This is a genomic window from Cellulomonas fimi, assembly GCF_028583725.1.
Classification (GTDB): Bacteria; Actinomycetota; Actinomycetes; order Actinomycetales; family Cellulomonadaceae; genus Cellulomonas; species Cellulomonas fimi_B.
Map to the genome: position 1 here is coordinate 1,573,073 of NZ_CP110680.1, position 18,090 is coordinate 1,591,162.

Sequence of the window (18,090 nt, forward strand, 5' to 3'; positions counted from 1 at the left end):
CGTGTCGGTCGGTGTGCTGTGCGCGGTCCGGGGGACCGCGGAGTCGATCATCGTCCAGGCCGTCGAGGGGACCGGCGGGCGCCTCAGCGTGACGCGCCGGTGCGCCGACCTGACCGAGCTGCTCGCGGCGGCGGAGGCCGGTCTGGGCCGGATCGCCGTCGTGTCGGTCGACCTCGACCTGCTCGACCGGGAGTCGGTCGACGTGCTGCACCGCGCGGGCGTGACGGTCGTGGGTGTCGGCGACCCGTCGAGGCCGTGGCTCGCGGACCGCATGCGCGCGTACGGCGTGGACGTGCTCACCGACGCCCCGGCCGACGAGGCCGGTGCGGACGAGCTCGTCCTCGGGGCGCTGGCCGCGCTCGAGCGCCCCGCGTCGACCGGTCCCCGACCGGAGGGGCCCGCGCCCGAGCAGCCGGTCGTCGCACCGCGGGAGGTCGACGGTGCCGTGGTCGCGGTCTGGGGACCGACGGGCGCGCCGGGTCGCACCACGGTGGCCGTCAACCTCGCGGCCGAGCTCGCCGCGGCCAGCGGCACGACGCTGCTGGTGGACGCGGACACCTACGGCGGCAGCGTCGCGCAGGTCGTCGGGCTGCTCGACGAGGCTCCGGGTCTCGCGGCGGCCGCGCGCGCCGCGGCGCAGGGCACGCTGGACCTGCACCACCTCGCGCGGCTGGCTCCCGTCCTCGCGCCCGACCTGCGCGTCCTGTCGGGCGTCTCGCGCGCGGACCGCTGGCCCGAGCTGCCGGCGTCGTCGCTCGACGCTGTCTGGTCGGTCGCGCGTGGCCTCGCCCGGTGGACGGTCGTGGACTGCGGGTTCTGCCTCGAGTCCGACGAGGTGCTGACGTTCGACACGCGCGCCCCGCAGCGCAACGGCGCGACGATCAGCGCGCTCGAGGCCGCCGACGTCGTCGTGGTCGTGGGGGCCGCCGACCCCGTCGGGATCCAGCGCCTGGTGCGCGGGCTCGGTGAGCTCACGGACCTCGGGCTCGGCACGACGCGCGTCGTCGTCGTCAACCGCGTCCGTGCGTCGGTCGCGGGGCCGCGACCGGGGGAGGCCGTGGCCGGCGCGCTCGCGCGGTACGCGGGCGTGACGGACGCCCACCTCGTGCCGGACGACCGTCCCGCGCTCGACGCGGCGCTGCTGGACGCCCGGACGCTGCGCGAGGCCGTGCCCGGTTCACCCGCGCGGCGGGCGCTGGCGGGGGTGGCCGCCCGCGTCGACGCGATCGTCCGGTCGGCCGTCGACGTCGCGGCGCTCGCCGCGCGGTGAGCGGGGCGTCGGCGGACGCCGCCGTGGAGCCTCGGGCAGACTGACCCCGTGCGCGTCTACGTCCCCGCGACCCTCGACGAGATCCCCGGCCCGCTGACGGCGAGGCCGGCCCACGCCGTGACCCGCGAGCTGCGGGCCGCGCTGCCCGACGAGGACGACGAGACGGTCGAGTTCGTCGCGCAGCTCACCGCGGCCGACGACGCGCTCGAGCTCCTCGCCGCGCACCCGGGCGCCCCGCGCCTGCGGCTCGTCGTGTCGGTCGACGTCCCCGACGCCGCGGTCGCGCCCGTCGCCGACGACGGCGCGTCGCCGAGCGCCGTCCGGCTCGTCGCGGACGTCGAGGTCGCCGACGTCGCGTGCGTCCACGTCGACGAGCCCGAGGCGCGTGCGGACGTCGTGGCGGCCCTCGCCGGAGACGCCGATGCCCGTGAGCGGCTCGAGGAGCGCGACCTGCTCTGGTACGACGCGTCCGAGCTCGGCGAGATCCCGCGCTGACGGCTCCGCCCCGCCCACGTGGTGTTCGTCACGAACGCCGCCCCGAGCAGGGGCCGGTTGGACCGGCACGCCAGGGCTCGGGTAGTGTTCACCGCCGGTACGACGTCCGGAAGACGCCGTGGCGGCCTACGGGCGGCCCGTGCGGAAGCCCGGAGGTTATACCCCATGGGGTATGGTGTAATTGGCAGCACGACTGATTCTGGTTCAGTTAGTCTAGGTTCGAGTCCTGGTACCCCAGCGCGAGCACCGCTGATCCGGTGGTCCGAGTCCCTCGGATGATCGGGTAAAGTGTTCACTCGGTAAGCGAGGCCCACGGGTCTCGTGCGCTGATAGGCCCCCGTTGTGTAGCGGCCTAGCACGCCGCCCTCTCACGGCGGTAGCGCCGGTTCGAATCCGGTCGGGGGTACGTCAAGGCCCGGTCACCTCGGTGGCCGGGCCTTCGTCGTCCCCGGTGTCGCGCATGTCCGTGGCCGCCCACGCACCCCCCTGTCGCGCGTCCCCGTCGTGACCGGCCCGCGCCCGCAGACGCGAGGACCCCCTCGCGGCCGGCTCGCGAGGGGGTCCGTGGACGGGGGAGCGGGTGTCACTCGGCGGTGCGGCGCAGGACCTCGGTGAGGCGGTTCGCGGCGGAGACGACGGCGGCGGCGTGCAGCCGTCCGGGCTGGCGCGAGAGGCGCTCGAGCGGCCCGGAGACGGACACCGCGGCGACGACGCGGCCCGACGGCCCGCGCACGGGGGCGGACACGGACGCGACGCCGACCTCGCGCTCGGACACCGACTGCGCCCAGCCGCGGCGGCGGACGCCGGACAGGATCGTCGCGGTGAACTTGGCGCCCTGCAGGCCGCGGTGGAGCCGGTCGGGCTCCTCCCACGCGAGCAGGATCTGCGCGGCAGAGCCGGCCTGCATCGTCAGGGTCGCGCCGACCGGGATGGAGTCGCGCAGGCCGATCGGGCGCTCGGCCGCGGCGACGCAGATCCGCATGTCGCCCTGGCGGCGGTAGAGCTGCGCGGACTCGCCCGTGTGGTCGCGCAGCGCGGCCAGCACGGGGCTGGCGGCGGCCAGCAGGCGGTCCTCGCCGGCCGCGGTCGCGAGCTCGGACAGGCGCGGTCCGAGCACGAAGCGGCCCTGCATGTCGCGCGCGACGAGCCGGTGGTGCTCGAGGGCGACGGCCAGGCGGTGTGCCGTGGGGCGGGCAAGATGGGTGGCGGTCACGAGCTGTGCGAGGGTCGCCGGACCCGCCTCGAGAGCGCTGAGAACCGACGCGGCCTTGTCCAGGACGCCGACTCCGCTAGAGTTGTCCATAGGTCGATATTGGCGTCTCGGAGGCTGAGACGCAAGCAGGCAGGCAACAGGAACCGGGAACACCCCCCACCCGGACGAACTAGAAGAGGACCGAGAACATGGCCGGCACGTTGGCGGAGAAGGTCTGGGACGCGCACGTCGTGCGACGTGGCACGGAAGGCGCGCCCGACCTGCTCTACATCGACCTGCACCTGGTGCACGAGGTCACCAGCCCGCAGGCGTTCGAGGGGCTGCGGCTGGCCGGGCGCCAGGTCCGCCGCCCCGACCTCACGCTCGCGACGGAGGACCACAACACCCCGACGCTCGACATCGACCGGCCGATCGCCGACACGACGAGCCGCACCCAGATCGAGACGCTGCGCCGCAACGCCGCGGAGTTCGGCGTCCGCATCCACTCGCTCGGCGACGCCGACCAGGGCATCGTCCACCAGGTCGGTCCGCAGCTCGGGCTCACCCAGCCCGGCCTGACCGTCGTCTGCGGCGACTCGCACACGTCCACGCACGGCGCGTTCGGCGCGCTCGCGTTCGGCATCGGCACGAGCGAGGTCGAGCACGTGCTCGCGACCCAGACCCTCCCGCTCGCGCCGTTCAAGACCATGGCGATCACGGTCAACGGTCAGCTGCCGCCCGGCGCGACCAGCAAGGACATCATCCTCGCGATCATCGCCAAGATCGGGACCGGCGGCGGCCAGGGCTACGTCCTGGAGTACCGCGGCGAGGCGATCCGGTCGCTGTCGATGGAAGCCCGCATGACGATCTGCAACATGTCGATCGAGGCGGGCGCGCGCGCGGGCATGATCGCGCCCGACGAGACCACGTTCGAGTACCTCAAGGGCCGCCCGCACGCGCCCGAGGGCGCCGACTGGGACGCGGCCGTGGAGTACTGGCGCACGCTGCGCACCGACGACGACGCGACCTTCGACGAGGAGGTCGTGCTCGAGGCGGCCGACCTCGAGCCGTTCGTCACGTGGGGCACCAACCCGGGCCAGGGCCTGCCGCTGTCGGCGGCCGTCCCGGTGCCCGAGGAGATCGCCGACGCCAACGAGCGCGTCGCCGCCGAGCGCGCGATCGAGTACATGGGCCTCACGCCCGGTCAGCCGCTGCGCGAGATCAAGGTCGACACGGTCTTCATCGGCTCGTGCACCAACGGCCGCATCGAGGACCTGCGCTCGGTCGCCAAGGTCGTCCAGGGCAAGCACAAGGCCGACGACGTGCGTGTCCTCGTCGTCCCGGCGTCTGCCCGCGTCCGGCTCCAGGCCGAGGCCGAGGGGCTCGACAAGATCTTCCTCGACTTCGGTGCGGAGTGGCGCAACGCCGGCTGCTCGATGTGCCTGGGCATGAACCCCGACCAGCTCGCCCCGGGGGAGCGCTCGGCGTCCACGTCGAACCGCAACTTCGAGGGCCGGCAGGGCAAGGGCGGGCGCACGCACCTCGTGTCGCCGCTCGTCGCCGCCGCCACCGCCATCCGCGGCACGCTGTCGTCGATCTCGGACCTCGGCGAGGACCCGAGGGCCTTCGACGGCAGCCCGCTCACGGACCTCCAGTCGGTCTGACCCGACCCGCGATCGCAGAAGGAAGCACCGTCATGGAGAAGTTCACCCAGCACACCGGCGTCGGGGTCCCGCTGCGCCGCAGCAACGTCGACACCGACCAGATCATCCCGGCCGTCTACCTCAAGCGCGTGACGCGCACGGGCTTCGAGGACGCGCTGTTCGCCGCCTGGCGGGGCGACCCGGAGTTCCTGCTCAACCAGGACGCGTACAAGAACGGCTCGGTCCTCGTGGCCGGTCCGGACTTCGGCACCGGATCGTCGCGCGAGCACGCCGTGTGGGCGCTCAAGGACTACGGGTTCCGGGTCGTCATCTCGGCGCGGTTCGCCGACATCTTCCGCGGCAACTCGGGCAAGCAGGGGCTCCTCGCCGCGCAGGTCGCGCAGGAGGACATCGAGCTCATCTGGAAGATCCTCGAGACCCGCCCGGGCACCGAGGTGACCGTGGACCTCGAGTCGCGCACCGTCACGTGCGACGACGTCGTGGTGCCGTTCCAGGTCGACGACTACACCCGCTGGCGCCTGCTGGAGGGCCTCGACGACATCGGCCTGACCCTGCAGCACGCCGACGAGATCAGCGCCTTCGAGGAGACCCGCGAGCCGTGGCGCCCGCGCACGCTCCCGGCGAAGCACCTGCCGCCCGTCGAGATCAAGGCCGCGCGCCCCGTGCCGGTCACGATCGGCCGGCCGGACTGACCCGGACTGACCCGACCCGGAGGCCGGTGGGACCCGTCGACGACGGCCCACCGGCCTCTGCGCATCCCCGGGCCGGACCGTCGCGGGACCCGTGGCGGGGACGGCCGGGCGCCACCCGTCCGTGCGGCGAGGACCCGGCATCCGGGGGCGAACGGGACGAACGTCACGCATCCTCGCCCTGGGGTGGCTACCGTGAGCCTCAGGCCTCGGGAAGAAGGGGCGCACCGCCGCGGTTCTCCCCTCGGGCCGGGTCCACCCTGTGCTCGCGGGCGTCGCCCGCGCGCGGTGGGCCGGTTGTGAAGGTTTGGGGCCGGGAGGCGCGACGCGCCCGCGTCCGGTCAGGAGCACGCCTCGGCGTGGGAGACGATGAGGACCATGAGCGATCTGCTGTACGTCAACGGGGGCAACCCCCTGTCGGGCGAGATCACCGTCCGCGGTGCGAAGAACTTCGTCTCCAAGGCGATGGTGGCGGCGCTGCTGGGCGAGACGCCGAGCGTGCTGCGCAACGTCCCGCAGATCCGCGACGTCGCGGTGGTGACCGGCCTGCTCGAGCTGCACGGCGTGAAGGTCGACGCCGACGCCGACGCGGGCGTCCTGCACCTCGACCCGACCGACGTCGAGAGCGCCCACGTCGCCGACATCGACGCGCACGCCGGCTCGAGCCGCATCCCGATCCTGTTCTGCGGCCCGCTGCTGCACCGCCTGGGGGAGGCGTTCATCCCCGACCTGGGCGGCTGCCGCATCGGCGACCGGCCCATCAACTTCCACCTCGACATCCTGCGGCAGTTCGGCGCGGTCGTGGACAAGCAGGACAACGGCATCCACATCCGTGCACCGCGCCGCCTGCAGGGCACCAAGATCGCGCTCCCGTACCCGAGCGTGGGCGCGACCGAGCAGCTGCTGCTGACGGCGGTGCGCGCCGAGGGCATCACCGAGCTGTCGGGCGCGGCGATCGAGCCCGAGATCATGGACCTCATCAACGTCCTGCAGAAGATGGGCGCGATCATCTCGGTCGACACCGACCGCGTGATCCGCATCGAGGGCGTCGACCGGCTCGTCGGCTTCCAGCACACCGCGCTCGCGGACCGCATCGAGGCGGCGTCGTGGGCGTCGGCCGCGCTCGCGACGGGCGGCGACGTGTACGTCCGCGGCGCGACGCAGCCCGAGATGACGACGTTCCTCAACACGTTCCGCAAGGTCGGCGGCGAGTTCCACGTCGACGACGACGGCATCCGGTTCTTCCATCCGGGCGGCGACCTGCGGTCGATCACGCTCGAGACGGACGTCCACCCCGGCTTCATGACGGACTGGCAGCAGCCGCTCGTGGTCGCGCTCACGCAGGCGAAGGGCCTGTCGATCGTGCACGAGACGGTGTACGAGAACCGGTTCGGCTTCGTCGACGCGCTCGTCGGCATGGGTGCGACGATCCAGGTCTACAAGGAGTGCCTGGGCGGCCGGCCGTGCCGGTTCGGTCAGCGCAACTTCTTCCACTCGGCGGTCATCAGCGGCCCGACGCCGCTCGCCGCGGCCGACATCGAGGTGCCGGACCTCCGCGGCGGGTTCAGCCACCTCATCGCGGCGCTCACCGCGAAGGGCACGTCGGCCGTCCGGGGCATCAGCCTCATCGACCGCGGCTACGAGCGCTTCACGCAGAAGCTCGAGGCGCTGGGCGCCGAGTTCAGCCGCGACTGAGTCCCGGTAGCATCCCCTCCCGTGCCGCCGCCGCCGAACTCGCCCCGCGCCTTCCGCGTCGTCGCCTTCATCCTGCGCCCGCCGCTGCTCGCGATGACGAAGCGCGACTGGCGCGGTGTGGAGCACATGCCGCGTGACCGCGGGTTCATCGTCGCGTCGAACCACATGACGAACATCGACCCGCTGACGTTCGCGCACTTCCTGTGGGACAACGGCTTCGTCCCGAAGATCCTCGCGAAGGCGTCGCTGTTCCGGGTCCCGGTCGTCGGCAAGGTGCTGCTCGCGACGGGCCAGATCCCGGTGCACCGCAACACCGCCGCGGCGGGGGAGTCGCTGCAGTCGGCGATCACGGCCATCGACGACGGCGCGTGCGTCGCGGTCTTCCCGGAGGGGACGCTCACGCGCGACCCCGAGCTCTGGCCGATGGTCGGCAAGACGGGCGTGGCCCGCCTGGCGCTGACGACGCGCGCACCCGTGATCCCCGTCGCGCAGTGGGGTCCGCAGGACCTGCTCGGCCGGTACAAGAAGCTGCTCAAGCCGATCCCGCCGAAGAAGGTCACGATCGTCGCGGGTCCGCCCGTCGACCTCGACGACCTCTACGACCGGCCGCAGGACAACGCCACGCTGCGCGAGGCCACCGAGCGGGTCATGGCCGCCATCACAGCGCTCCTGGAGGACGTGCGCGGCGAGCAGGCGCCCGCCGTGCGGTACGACATGCGGCGCCCGAACGCGCAGCGTGACGCCGCCGCGTCCGGCGACACGACGACGCCGGAGGCCCCGTGACGGCCGACCTGCTGCCGCCGGACGAGCCCGCCGCCCCCCGGCTGCGCGCGACCGTCCTCGGCGCGGGGAGCTGGGGCACGACGTTCGCCGCCGTCATGGCCGACGCCGGCTGCGACGTGACCGTCTGGGGCCGCGACGAGAAGACGTGCCGCCAGATCGCCGACGAGCACCGCAACGAGGCGTACCTGCCGGGCGTCGAGCTGCCGTGGCGCGTCACGGCGACGACCGACGTGCGCGCCGCGGTCCGCGGGGCCGACGTCGTCGCCGTCGCGGTGCCGTCGCAGCAGGCGCGCGCCGTGCTCGAGCCGCTGCGCGAGGTCGTGGGCCCGCGCACGGTCGTGGTGTCGCTCATGAAGGGCGTCGAGCTGTCGACCGACCAGCGGATGAGCGAGGTCGTCGCCGAGGCCCTCGCGATCGACGCGTCGCGCGTCGCGGTCGTGTCGGGCCCGAACCTCGCACGCGAGATCGCCCGCCGCCAGCCGACGGCGACCGTGATCGCGTCGACGAGCGACGAGACGGCGCGGCTGGTCGCACGTGCCTGCGCGTCGTCGTACTTCCGGCCCTACACGAACCCCGACGTGGTCGGCGTCGAGCTGTGCGGCGCGGTCAAGAACGTCATCGCGCTCGCCGTCGGGATCTCGCAGGGCCGCGGGCTCGGCTACAACACGATGGCGACCGTCATCACGCGCGGGCTCGTCGAGATCACGCGCCTCGGGCTCGCGCTCGGCGCGGACGCCGACACCTTCCCCGGCCTCGCGGGCATGGGCGACCTCATGGCGACGTGCGCGTCGCCGGACTCGCGCAACCACACGCTCGGCGGGCACATCGGCCGCGGCATGACGCTCGACGAGGCGATCGCCGCGACCGGCGGGACCGCGGAGGGCGTGAAGTCGTGCCGGTCGGTCCTGGAGCTCGCGACGTCGCTCGGCGTCGAGATGCCCATCACGCACGCGGTCGTGCGCGTGCTCCACGAGGGGCTGCCCGTCGACCAGCTGGCCCCCCTGCTGCTCGCACGTCCGCACAAGGCCGAGGGCGCCTGACCGACCTCACGTGCGCGCGCGAGCGTGTCTCGCCGCCCCTGGACGGGTCCCGGGCGTCTCGCCACCGACGAGCGTGCCCCGCGGCCTCTCAGGGACGCGGGGCACCGCCCGGGCGCGGTCCCGTCAGCCGGCCGTCGCCGCGTCCAGCGCCTGCGCGAGGTCCCGCCACAGGTCCTCGACGTCCTCGATGCCCACGGACAGCCGCAGCAGGTCCTCGGGCACGGTGACCGTCTCGAGCGGGAACCGGCGCCGCCGCTCCAGGCTCGACTCGACCCCACCGAGGCTCGTCGCCGGGACCCACAGCCGCACCGCCGCGACGACGGCCTCCGCGGCCGCCAGACCGCCGCGCGGGCGCAGGCCGATGATCGAGCCGAAGCCGTCCATCTGCGCCGCGGCGCGCGCGTGCCCGGGGTCGTCCGGGAGGCTCGGGTGCCGGACCTGCGCGACCCCCGGGTGCGCGGCCAGCCGCCGCGCGATCTCCGCCGCATTGGCCTGGGAGCGCTCGACGCGCAGCGCGAGGGTCCGCAGGCCGCGCAGCGCGAGCCACGCCTCGGTGGGCCCCGCGATCGCGCCGTGGACCGTGCGGTGCCGTCGGAGCGCGGCGTGCACCGTGGGGTCGTCGGCGAGCGCGGCGCCGAGCACGACGTCGGAGTGCCCGGCGAGGTACTTCGTCACGGAGTGCACGACGACGTCCGCGCCGAGCGTGAGCGGGCGCTGGCCGAGCGGCGTCGCGAACGTGTTGTCGACCGCCACGAGCGCGCCCACGGCGTGCGCGGCCTCGACGAGCGCGGGCACGTCGGCGACCTCGAGCATCGGGTTGGTGGGCGACTCGACCCACAGCATCGCCGCGGGCGTCCCGTCGCCGTGGACGGCCGCGACCACCGCGTCGGTGTCGTCGATGTCGACCGGGACGACCTCGAGGCCCGAGCGGGCGGCGAGGTCCTGCGCGTGCACCAGCGTCACGTTGTACGCGTGCCGGGGCGCGACGACCCGCCCGCCGGGCGGCACGAGGGACAGTGCGGCCGCGATGGCCGCCATGCCCGACCCGAACAGCAGCGCCGGCCGCGTCGAGCGCTCCAGCGCCCCGAGCGTCTGCTCGAACGGGTGCCACGTCTCGGTGTCCGCGCGCGCGTAGAACAGCTCACCGTCGGGCACCTCGCCCTGCGAGACGTACGTCGACGACAGGACGATCGGCGGGTTCACCGGGGCCGCCTGCGTGCGGGCCGGACGGCCGGAGCTGACGACGAGCGTGGCGGGCGACAGGGGGAGGGCCTCGGGCATGGCGCCACGGTACGCGCCCGCCCGGCGACCCGACCGGACCGTCCGGAGCGGCCGTCCGCGCCCGGTAGGGTCGGGCGCGATGAACGACACCGCGCCCCCGTCGCCCACCCCCTCCGCCGGCTCCGCGCAGGACGGCACGAGCGTGCGCCCGCGCGTCATGGTGCTGTTCGGCGGCCGCTCGGGCGAGCACGCGATCAGCTGCGCGACCGCGGGCGGCGTGCTGCGGGCGCTCGACCGGGACCGGTACGACGTCGTCGCCGTGGGCATCACGCCGACCGGCCGGTGGGTGCTCGCCGAGGACGACCCGGACCGCTGGGCCATCCGCGACGGCCGGCTCCCGCAGGTCGAGGACACCGCCGCGCACGTGCTGCTGCCGCAGGCGACCGACGACCGTGACGTCCAGGTGCTCGAGGCCGGGGCGCTGCCGCGTCCGCTCGGCTCGGTCGACGTCGTGTTCCCCCTGCTGCACGGTCCGTTCGGCGAGGACGGGACCCTCCAGGGCATGCTCGAGCTCGCCGACGTGCGGTACGTCGGCGCGGGCGTGCTCGCGTCCGCCGTCGGCATGGACAAGCACATGATGAAGCTCGTCCTCGCCGGGCACGGGCTGCCCGTCGGGCCGTTCACCGTCGTCCTGCCGGGCGAGCAGGAGCGCGACCCCGAGGGCGTCGCGCGCCGCGTCGAGGCGCTCGGCCTGCCGCTGTTCGTCAAGCCCGCCCGGGCCGGGTCCTCGCTGGGCATCACGCGCGTCGACGACCTCGCCGACCTGCCGGCCGCGCTCGCGACCGCACGGCAGCACGACCCGAAGATCGTCGTGGAGGCCGGCATCGTCGGCCGCGAGATCGAGTGCGGGGTCCTCGGTGGCCGAGACGGGGAGCGGGCGCGTGCGTCCCTGCCGGGCGAGATCGTCGTGACGGACCCGCGGCACACGTTCTACGACTTCGAGGCGAAGTACCTCGACGAGGACGGCGTCACGCTGTCGTGCCCGGCCGACCTGCCCGAGGACGTCGTCGCGGAGGTCCGGGACGTCGCCGTGCGGACGTTCGAGGCCATCGGGTGCGAGGGCATCGCGCGCGTCGACGTGTTCGTGACGCCCGACGGCGGAGTCGTCGTCAACGAGATCAACACCATGCCCGGCTTCACGCCGTACTCGATGTACCCACGCATGTGGGAGGCGTCGGGCGTGACGTACCCGGAGCTGGTCGACCAGCTCGTGCAGCTCGCGCTCGCGCGGCCCACCGGGCTGCGCTGACCCGCACCGCCGCGGCGCGCGTCAGCCCGTGAGGCCGACGCAGGACCGCTCGGCGGGCGCGTGCGCGACCGCGGGGCCGAGCGCGTCGACGAACGACGTGCTGCTGTGCGACGTCGCGACCTCGGCCGGCACCCGGACCTCGACGGCGGGCACCCGGCCGTAGGTCATGAACGTCCAGTCGGACCCCTGCTCGTCCTGCGGGTCGTCGGCCACGACCACCCAGTCGACGGACGTGCCGTCGGGCGCCTCGACCGTCACACAGCGCTCCGTCGTCGGCGGCAGCGGCTCGACGCCGCACCGCAGCACGACGGCCGCGCGCGGGTCGCCCCACGCGGTCGTGGCCTGGCTGGTCGTGTCGACGCGGTCGAGGTCGTCGCCGAGCGTGTCCGGGGTCGTGAGCACGACGTCCGCGCACACCGGGTCGGTCGCGTACGGCGCGACCGTCACCGGGACGGCCTGCGCGCAGCCCCCGAGAGCGAGCACACCTGCGACGGCCGCGACGGCCGTGGCGGCGCGCAGGCGGGATCGGGACGCGGGCACACGTCACCGTAACCCGCCCGGCGGCGGCGTCGGGCCGCCCGACCGGCCGGGGCTCGTGACGTCGCCCACGGTCCGGGCCGGGGCGGCGACGTCGTCGTCCGCGTGACGTCCGCCACGGCGGGCACGGTGCGCGCCCACCGTCGGGGGGCGTCTAGCGTGGCGGCGTGACCGACCAGCCCGGCCCGCGCGTCGCCGACCTGTCCGAGGAGGCGATCCTCGCCCGGATCTTCCCCCACCTGCCGCAGGGTGCTCGCACGCTCGTCGGCCCCGGCGACGACGCGGCGGTCGTCGCGGCCCCCGACGGGCGCGTCGTCGTGACCACGGACGTCCTCGTCGAGGACCGGCACTTCCGGCGCGCGTGGTCGACGGGCGAGGACGTGGGTCACCGCGCGGCCGTGCAGAACCTCGCCGACGTGGCGTCGATGGGCGCGGTGCCGACCAGCCTCGTGGTCGCGCTCGTCGTCCCGGGCGACCTGCCCGCGGACTGGGTCGAGGGGCTGGCGCGCGGCTTCGGCGCGGCGTGCCGACCGCACGGCGCCGACGTCGTGGGCGGCGACCTGTCGGGCGGGCCGCTGGTCGTCGTCGCGGTGACCGCGCACGGGGACCTCGAGGGTCGCGCTCCCGTGCTGCGCTCGGGCGCCCGCCCGGGCGACGTCGTGGCACACGCCGGCGTGTGCGGGACGTCGGCGGCCGGCTGGGCGGCCCTGGCCGCCGGATCGCCCGAGGTCGACCCGGACGCCGTCACGTCGTTCCGGCGCCCGTCGTCGCCGCTGGACGCCGGGCCGCTCGCGGCCGCCGCGGGCGCGACGGCGATGCTCGACGTGTCCGACGGGCTGCTGCGCGACGCGGGCCGCCTGGCCCGGGCGAGCGGGGTCGTGATCGACCTGGACGAGCCCTCGAGGGGCGGGCCGGACGGGCTCGCGCGCGACGTGGCGCGTGTGCGGCCGACCGCCGAGCGCCTCGGCGTCGACCCGCTCGCGTGGGTGCTCGGCGGCGGCGAGGACCACGGGCTGCTCGCGACGTTCCCGCCCGGCGTGACGCCACCCGCGCCGTTCCGCCGGATCGGCGTCGCGCGGGCGACGGGCGACCGGGGCGCGACGGTGCTGGTCGACGGGCGTGCGCCGGGCGTCGCGCCCGGCTGGGACCACTTCGCCGGCTGACACGACGAGCCGGGTCGGTGCGTCGTCGCCCGGGACGACGCGCGCCCGCCCGGTCTCGGGTCAGTTGCGGCGGTAGCGGACCTCGAGCAGCTCGGCCCCGCCGACGTCGTCGTACCGCTCGACGCCGTCGGCCTGGAACCCGTGCCGCCGGTAGAAGTGCCGGGCCCGCTCGTTCGCGGCGAGCACCCACAGCGAGACGCGGGTGCGGTCGCCGACCTCGGAGAGGACCGTGCGCATGAGGTCGCGGGCGACGCCGTGCCCCCACGTGCCGGGGTCGAGGTAGATGGAGTAGATCTCGCGGTCGCCGCGGTTCGCGTCCTCGTCGCGGCTCGGACCCACGGAGATGAAGCCGATGATCTGGCCCCCTGCCTCGGCGACCCACGTCCGGACGCGATCCTCCGCGCCGTGCGCGAGGTAGCCCTGCCAGTCCCGTGTGCGGTCGGCGACGTCGAGGCTCGCGAGGTAGTCGGCGGGGACGATGCCCGCGTAGGCCTCCTGCCAGGACCGGACGTGCACGGCGGCGATGGCGGCGGCGTCGGCGGCTGCGGCGGCGCGGACGGTCACCTCGTCGAGCTGCTCGATCATGACGTCACCCTGCCACATGGTCCGGGCATGGCGAAGGCCCGCGAGGCGATTGCCTCACGGGCCTTGCGACCGGTGGTGCGGCGGCGTCAGACGGCGCGCTGGACCTTGCCGGCCTTGAGGCACGAGGTGCACACGTTGAGGCGCTTCGGGGTGCCCGCGACGACGGCGCGGACGCGCTGGATGTTCGGGTTCCAGCGGCGCTTGGTGCGCACGTGCGAGTGCGAGATGCTGTGCCCGAAGCTCGGGCCCTTGGCGCAGACGTCGCAGTTGGCAGCCACGGTCTTCTCCTGTGTTCTTGCGGTCGGTCCCGGCCCCGACGGATCGGGACCGATGCGGGCACGTCGCGGGGACCGCGACGAAGTCGGTTGTCGGGACGCGTCCCTCACCCGCCCCGGGGGGACGAACGGATCGGGTCGACGGGCCGCTACAGCCCGCGCGTCACCTGTGCCCGAGTCGTCGGGCAACCGGTCAAGACTAGCCCATCGCCCGCAGGCGACCCAAATGTCGGCGGGATGCGGCAGGGTGGGGGACGAGCAGCGGGACCTCGGGCCGCCCGCCGCGGGCGTCGACGCGCGCCACGAGCCGACGCCCGGGCGGTGACCGGAAGGGATGGACGTGCTCGACGCCGACGTGCTGCGCGCCTGGGCCGGCGGTGCCCGGACCGCGCTCGCGCTCGCCCGGCCGGCCGTCGACGCGGTCAACGTCTTCCCGGTCGCCGACGCCGACACCGGCACGAACGCCCTCCTCACGGTGACCGGCGGTACCGACGCCGTCGCGGCCCTCCCCGCCGGGACCGACGCGCCCGCCGTCGCCCGGGCCTTCGCGCAGGGCGCGCTGCTCGCCGCGCGCGGCAACTCGGGCGTGATCCTCAGCCAGTACCTCGCGGGCTTCGCCGACGGCCTGGCCGACGGCGTCCCGCAGGACGGGGCCGCTGCCGTCGTCCGGGCCCTGGCGTCCGCCGCGCGCGCGGCGCGGGCCGCGGTCGCGGAACCCTCCGAGGGGACCGTCCTCACGCTCGCCGACGTCGTCGCGGCCCGCGCGGCCTCGCTCGGGCCGGGTCTCGCGCCCGGCGCGCTGCTCGGGAGCGTCCTCGACGACGCGCTCGGCGCGCTCGACCCGATCAGCGCCGAGCACCCCGTCCTGGCCCGCGAGCACGTCCCCGACGCGGGCGCGTGCGCCCTGCTGGTCGTGCTCGACGCGCTGCACCGCGCGGTCACCGGGGTACCCGAGCCCACGACGCCCGCGCCGTGGCTGCCGCCCGTCGCGCACCACGCGCACGGCGGGCACGAGGGGAGCGGGGCGTTCGAGGTGATGCTCGTCGTCCGGTCGGCCGCGGGCGAGGACCTGACGGGCGCGCTGCAGACGAGGCTGTCCGCGGTCGGCGACTCCGTCGCCGTCGTGGGCGGCGACGGCGTGTGGCACGTCCACGTGCACACCGACCACCCGGACGCGGCGGTCGACGCGGCGGCGCTCGGCGCACGCGAGCAGGTCGTCGTGCGGCTCGTCGACGCCCCGCACGGGCAGTCCGTCGACGCCGGCGACGTGCAGCCCCGCGACGCCGACCCGGCCGCGCGCTGGGGCCTCGTCGCGTGCACCGCCGCCCCCGGGCTCGCCGCCTGGTACGCGGCCGCCGGTGCGGTCGTGCTCGTGGTCCCGCCCGACGCGCCCGTGACCGCGACCCACGTCGCGCGGGCCGTCGCGGACACGGGCGCCGCCGACGTCGCGCTGCTGCCCGGGGGCCTCGTGCCTGCCGAGGCGCTCGGCGAGCGGCCGGGTCCGGTCGTCGAGGTGCTCGACGCGGACGACGAGCTGCGCGTCGTCGTCGCCACGCTCGCGTTCGCCTCGTCGGCATCGGCGTCGGCGTCCGCGTCCGGGACGGCCGCCGCCGTGCACGACGCCGTCCGGGCGCTGGGGCGGCTGCGGGTCGTCCGCGTCGACGACGCGACGGCGCTGCCGGCGGCGCTCGACGACGTGCTCACCGGGGCGCACGGCGAGAGCCTCACGGTGCTGCACCGGGACCCGCTGGACGACGCGACGGCCGGGCGGCTCGAGGCCGGTGCGGCGGCGTCGGGGCTGGAGACCGTGCTCGTCGGGCCGACCGGGGACGGCGCGGCGTTCTGGCTGGGGGTGGACTGAGATGGCACGGCGGGCGAGCGGCCAGGGCGGTGTGCGGTACGTCGACGGCGTCGAGCCGCGCGGCGGCTACCTGGAGTCGCCGGTGACGTCCGTCGCGCCGCGCGCCGGGAAGCCGTTCGCGGCGCTCGGGATGCGGACGGTCGGCGACCTGCTGCGCCACTACCCGTTCCGGTACGCCGACCCGGGCACGCTCACCGACATCGCGAGCCTGCGCGTGGGCGACACCGTCACGGTCGTCGCGGACGTGCGGCAGGCGGTCGTGCGGCGCGCGCGCTCGACCAACGCGGCCCGGCTCGAGGTGCGGATCACGGACGGCCGCAGCGAGCTCCAGCTCATCTTCTTCGGGGGCGCGCGGCACCACGAGCGTCTCCTCGTCCCCGGCCGGCGGGGGCTGTTCACCGGGCAGATCTCCGCGTTCGGCGGGCACCTGCAGCTCGCGCACCCGACGTACGAGATGTTCGACGACGACGGCGAGGGGGAGCGGGTCGCCGTCGAGCGCGCGTCGTGGCCGCGCCCGGTGTACCGCGCGGGTGCGGGGCTCGACACGACGAAGATCGCCGCCGCCGTGCGGACCGTCCTCGGCACCCTGCGCGACGAGGACGTCGTCGACCCGGTGCCGCCGGAGCTGCGCGAGCAGCACGGGCTCGCCGACCTGCACCGCACGCTGCGCGACCTGCACGAGCCGCACACGACCGCCGACTGGCAGGCCGCGCGCGACCGCCTCCGGTACGAGGAGGCGTTCGTCCTGCAGGCCGAGCTCGCGCGCCGGCGCGCCCGGGCCGCCGCCGAACCCGCGACCGCGCGACCGCCGGTCGAGGACGGGCTGCTCGCCGCGTTCGACGCGCGGCTGCCGTTCACGCTCACCTCCGGGCAGCGCGAGGTCGGCGAGACGATCGCCGCGGAGCTCGCCCGCCCGGTGCCGATGCAGCGCCTGCTCCAGGGCGAGGTCGGGTCCGGCAAGACGCTCGTCGCGCTGCGCGCGATGCTCCAGGTCGTCGACGCGGGCGGCCAGGCCGCGCTGCTGGCCCCGACCGAGGTGCTCGCCGCGCAGCACGCCCGGTCGCTGCGCGGCCTGCTCGGCGACCTCGCCGAGGGCGGCATGCTCGGCGGTGCGGACGCCGCGACGCGTGTCGTGCTCCTCACCGGCTCGCAGTCGACCGCCGCGCGCAGGACCGCGCTGCTCGACGCCGCGAGCGGCGCCGCGGGGATCGTCGTCGGGACGCACGCGCTGCTGTCCGCGACCGTGCAGTTCGCCGACCTCGGGCTCGTCGTGGTCGACGAGCAGCACAAGTTCGGCGTCGAGCAGCGCGACACGCTGCGCGCGAAGGCGTCGGCGAGCCCGCACCTGCTCGTCATGACGGCGACCCCGATCCCGCGCACCGTCGCGATGACCGTCTTCGGCGACCTGGAGACCTCGGTGCTGCGCGAGGTGCCCGCGGGGCGCAGCGGCGTCGTCACGCACGTCGTCCCCGCCGACAACCCCGTCTGGATGACGCGGACGTGGGCGCGCGTGCGGGAGGAGGTCGACAAGGGGGGCCGCGCGTACGTCGTGTGCCCGCGCATCGACGGCGACGACGACGAGGGCGCCGACGACGCCGACCTTGTCCGCGAGGACGCGCCCGACGACGACAGCGGGCCGGCCACGCCCCGGCGGCCGCTGCGCGCGGTGCTCGACGTGGCCGCCGAGCTCGCCGCGGAACCCGTCCTGACGGGGGTCGCGGTCGGCATCCTGCACGGGCGCCTGGCGCCCGACGAGAAGGACCGTGCGCTCGCGGACTTCGCGTCGGGGCGCGTGCCCGTGCTCGTGTCGACGACGGTCGTCGAGGTCGGCGTCGACGTGCCCGAGGCGACCGCGATGGTGATCCTCGACGCCGACCGGTTCGGCGTGTCCCAGCTGCACCAGCTGCGCGGGCGGATCGGGCGCGGCAGCGCGCCCGGTGTCTGCCTGCTCGTGTCGACCGCCGAGCCCGGCACGCCCGCGGCGGAGCGCGTCGACACGCTCGCGCGTACGTCGGACGGCTTCGCGCTCGCGAGCTTCGACCTCGAGCAGCGCGGTGAGGGCGACGTGCTGGGCGCGTCGCAGTGGGGCGGGTCGTCGTCCCTGCGGCTGCTGCGCGTGACGCGCGACGGCGACGTGATCGAGCGCGCGCGCCAGGACGCACGGGCGCTCGTCGAGCGTGACCCCGAGCTCGCGTCGTGGCCGCCGCTGGACGACGCCATCCGCGCGCTGCTCGCCGGCGACCGTGAGGAGTTCCTCGACCGCACGTGACGGCCGGGACGTCGACCCTGCCGGTGCGGGAGCGCACGGGCG

16 protein-coding genes and 2 tRNA genes are annotated in these 18,090 nt (G+C 75.4%); 13 read left to right on the forward strand and 5 right to left on the reverse strand.

Going from position 1 to position 18,090, the window contains the following annotated elements:
* Window position 1: 1 nt before the first annotated feature.
* The 4 genes from OOT42_RS07195 to OOT42_RS07210 all read left to right on the forward strand — a co-directional run bounded on the left by OOT42_RS07195 (window position 2) and on the right by OOT42_RS07210 (window position 2,171).
* A complete protein-coding gene (locus OOT42_RS07195; protein WP_273654201.1) occupies window positions 2-1,270 on the forward strand; it encodes an AAA family ATPase in 1,269 nt (422 codons plus the stop codon).
* A gap of 48 nt (window positions 1,271-1,318) precedes the next feature.
* Window positions 1,319-1,765, forward strand: coding sequence for a DUF6912 family protein (locus OOT42_RS07200; RefSeq protein ID WP_273654202.1), 447 nt, complete (start codon window positions 1,319-1,321; stop codon window positions 1,763-1,765).
* Between the two features lie 166 nt (window positions 1,766-1,931).
* Window positions 1,932-2,003: transfer RNA gene (locus OOT42_RS07205), tRNA-Gln, on the forward strand.
* Window positions 2,004-2,098: 95 nt separating this feature from the next.
* Window positions 2,099-2,171 (forward strand) — tRNA-Glu (locus tag OOT42_RS07210).
* Between the two features lie 177 nt (window positions 2,172-2,348).
* On the opposite strand, the gene OOT42_RS07215 is transcribed toward OOT42_RS07210, so the two are convergent.
* Window positions 2,349-3,068, reverse strand: coding sequence for an IclR family transcriptional regulator (locus OOT42_RS07215; protein WP_124342436.1), 720 nt, complete (start codon window positions 3,066-3,068; stop codon window positions 2,349-2,351).
* Between the two features lie 98 nt (window positions 3,069-3,166).
* Between OOT42_RS07215 and leuC the strand changes: the two genes are divergently transcribed.
* From leuC to OOT42_RS07240, 5 genes are all read left to right on the forward strand, one after another.
* Window positions 3,167-4,621, forward strand: coding sequence for a 3-isopropylmalate dehydratase large subunit (gene leuC, locus OOT42_RS07220; RefSeq protein WP_273654203.1), 1,455 nt, complete (start codon window positions 3,167-3,169; stop codon window positions 4,619-4,621).
* 32 nt (window positions 4,622-4,653) lie between these two features.
* Entirely contained in the window at window positions 4,654-5,313 is a 660-nt protein-coding gene (leuD, locus tag OOT42_RS07225) for a 3-isopropylmalate dehydratase small subunit (RefSeq protein WP_273654204.1), read from the forward strand.
* 375 nt (window positions 5,314-5,688) lie between these two features.
* Entirely contained in the window at window positions 5,689-7,005 is a 1,317-nt protein-coding gene (gene murA / locus OOT42_RS07230; protein ID WP_168678439.1) for a UDP-N-acetylglucosamine 1-carboxyvinyltransferase, read from the forward strand.
* Window positions 7,006-7,026: 21 nt separating this feature from the next.
* Window positions 7,027-7,788, forward strand: coding sequence for a lysophospholipid acyltransferase family protein (locus tag OOT42_RS07235; RefSeq protein ID WP_273654205.1), 762 nt, complete (start codon window positions 7,027-7,029; stop codon window positions 7,786-7,788).
* The gene (locus tag OOT42_RS07240; RefSeq protein WP_273654206.1) at window positions 7,785-8,828 is read left to right on the forward strand and encodes an NAD(P)H-dependent glycerol-3-phosphate dehydrogenase; all 1,044 of its coding nucleotides are present in this window, start codon (window positions 7,785-7,787) and stop codon (window positions 8,826-8,828) included. Before OOT42_RS07235 ends, OOT42_RS07240 begins: the two co-directional genes overlap by 4 nt.
* Before the next feature lie 123 nt (window positions 8,829-8,951).
* Here the strand turns inward: OOT42_RS07240 and OOT42_RS07245 are convergent, their stop codons facing one another.
* Window positions 8,952-10,109, reverse strand: coding sequence for a trans-sulfuration enzyme family protein (locus OOT42_RS07245; RefSeq protein ID WP_273654207.1), 1,158 nt, complete (start codon window positions 10,107-10,109; stop codon window positions 8,952-8,954).
* 79 nt (window positions 10,110-10,188) lie between these two features.
* Between OOT42_RS07245 and OOT42_RS07250 the strand changes: the two genes are divergently transcribed.
* Complete coding sequence (locus tag OOT42_RS07250) at window positions 10,189-11,358, forward strand: D-alanine--D-alanine ligase family protein (protein WP_273654208.1); 1,170 nt, start codon at window positions 10,189-10,191, stop codon at window positions 11,356-11,358.
* Window positions 11,359-11,379: 21 nt separating this feature from the next.
* On the opposite strand, the gene OOT42_RS07255 is transcribed toward OOT42_RS07250, so the two are convergent.
* Entirely contained in the window at window positions 11,380-11,898 is a 519-nt protein-coding gene (locus tag OOT42_RS07255; RefSeq protein WP_273654209.1) for a DUF3515 family protein, read from the reverse strand.
* 164 nt (window positions 11,899-12,062) lie between these two features.
* Here OOT42_RS07255 and OOT42_RS07260 point away from each other — a divergent pair, with 164 nt between their 5' ends.
* Entirely contained in the window at window positions 12,063-13,058 is a 996-nt protein-coding gene (locus OOT42_RS07260; protein ID WP_273654210.1) for a thiamine-phosphate kinase, read from the forward strand.
* A gap of 60 nt (window positions 13,059-13,118) precedes the next feature.
* On the opposite strand, the gene OOT42_RS07265 is transcribed toward OOT42_RS07260, so the two are convergent.
* A complete protein-coding gene (locus OOT42_RS07265) occupies window positions 13,119-13,643 on the reverse strand; it encodes a GNAT family N-acetyltransferase (protein WP_273654211.1) in 525 nt (174 codons plus the stop codon).
* 86 nt (window positions 13,644-13,729) lie between these two features.
* Window positions 13,730-13,921, reverse strand: coding sequence for a 50S ribosomal protein L28 (gene rpmB, locus OOT42_RS07270; protein WP_029289091.1), 192 nt, complete (start codon window positions 13,919-13,921; stop codon window positions 13,730-13,732).
* 331 nt (window positions 13,922-14,252) lie between these two features.
* Between rpmB and OOT42_RS07275 the strand changes: the two genes are divergently transcribed.
* Both OOT42_RS07275 and OOT42_RS07280 read left to right on the forward strand, forming a co-directional pair.
* Window positions 14,253-15,779, forward strand: a complete 1,527-nt coding sequence (locus OOT42_RS07275) for a DAK2 domain-containing protein (protein WP_273654212.1) — start codon at window positions 14,253-14,255, stop codon at window positions 15,777-15,779.
* Window position 15,780: 1 nt separating this feature from the next.
* Entirely contained in the window at window positions 15,781-18,048 is a 2,268-nt protein-coding gene (locus OOT42_RS07280; protein ID WP_273654213.1) for an ATP-dependent DNA helicase RecG, read from the forward strand.
* The last annotated feature ends 42 nt before the right edge of the window (window positions 18,049-18,090 follow it).

Bases quoted from the DNA above. Each gene is read 5' to 3' on its own strand.
- OOT42_RS07215 (WP_124342436.1), bottom strand. From the start codon at position 3,068: ATGGACAACTCTAGCGGAGTCGGCGTCCTGGACAAGGCCGCGTCGGTT.
- leuC (WP_273654203.1), top strand. From the start codon at position 3,167: ATGGCCGGCACGTTGGCGGAGAAGGTCTGGGACGCGCACGTCGTGCGA.
- leuD (WP_273654204.1), top strand. From the start codon at position 4,654: ATGGAGAAGTTCACCCAGCACACCGGCGTCGGGGTCCCGCTGCGCCGC.
- murA (WP_168678439.1), top strand. From the start codon at position 5,689: ATGAGCGATCTGCTGTACGTCAACGGGGGCAACCCCCTGTCGGGCGAG.
- OOT42_RS07245 (WP_273654207.1), bottom strand. From the start codon at position 10,109: ATGCCCGAGGCCCTCCCCCTGTCGCCCGCCACGCTCGTCGTCAGCTCC.
- OOT42_RS07250 (WP_273654208.1), top strand. From the start codon at position 10,189: ATGAACGACACCGCGCCCCCGTCGCCCACCCCCTCCGCCGGCTCCGCG.
- OOT42_RS07265 (WP_273654211.1), bottom strand. From the start codon at position 13,643: ATGATCGAGCAGCTCGACGAGGTGACCGTCCGCGCCGCCGCAGCCGCC.
- OOT42_RS07275 (WP_273654212.1), top strand. From the start codon at position 14,253: ATGGACGTGCTCGACGCCGACGTGCTGCGCGCCTGGGCCGGCGGTGCC.
- OOT42_RS07280 (WP_273654213.1), top strand. From the start codon at position 15,781: ATGGCACGGCGGGCGAGCGGCCAGGGCGGTGTGCGGTACGTCGACGGC.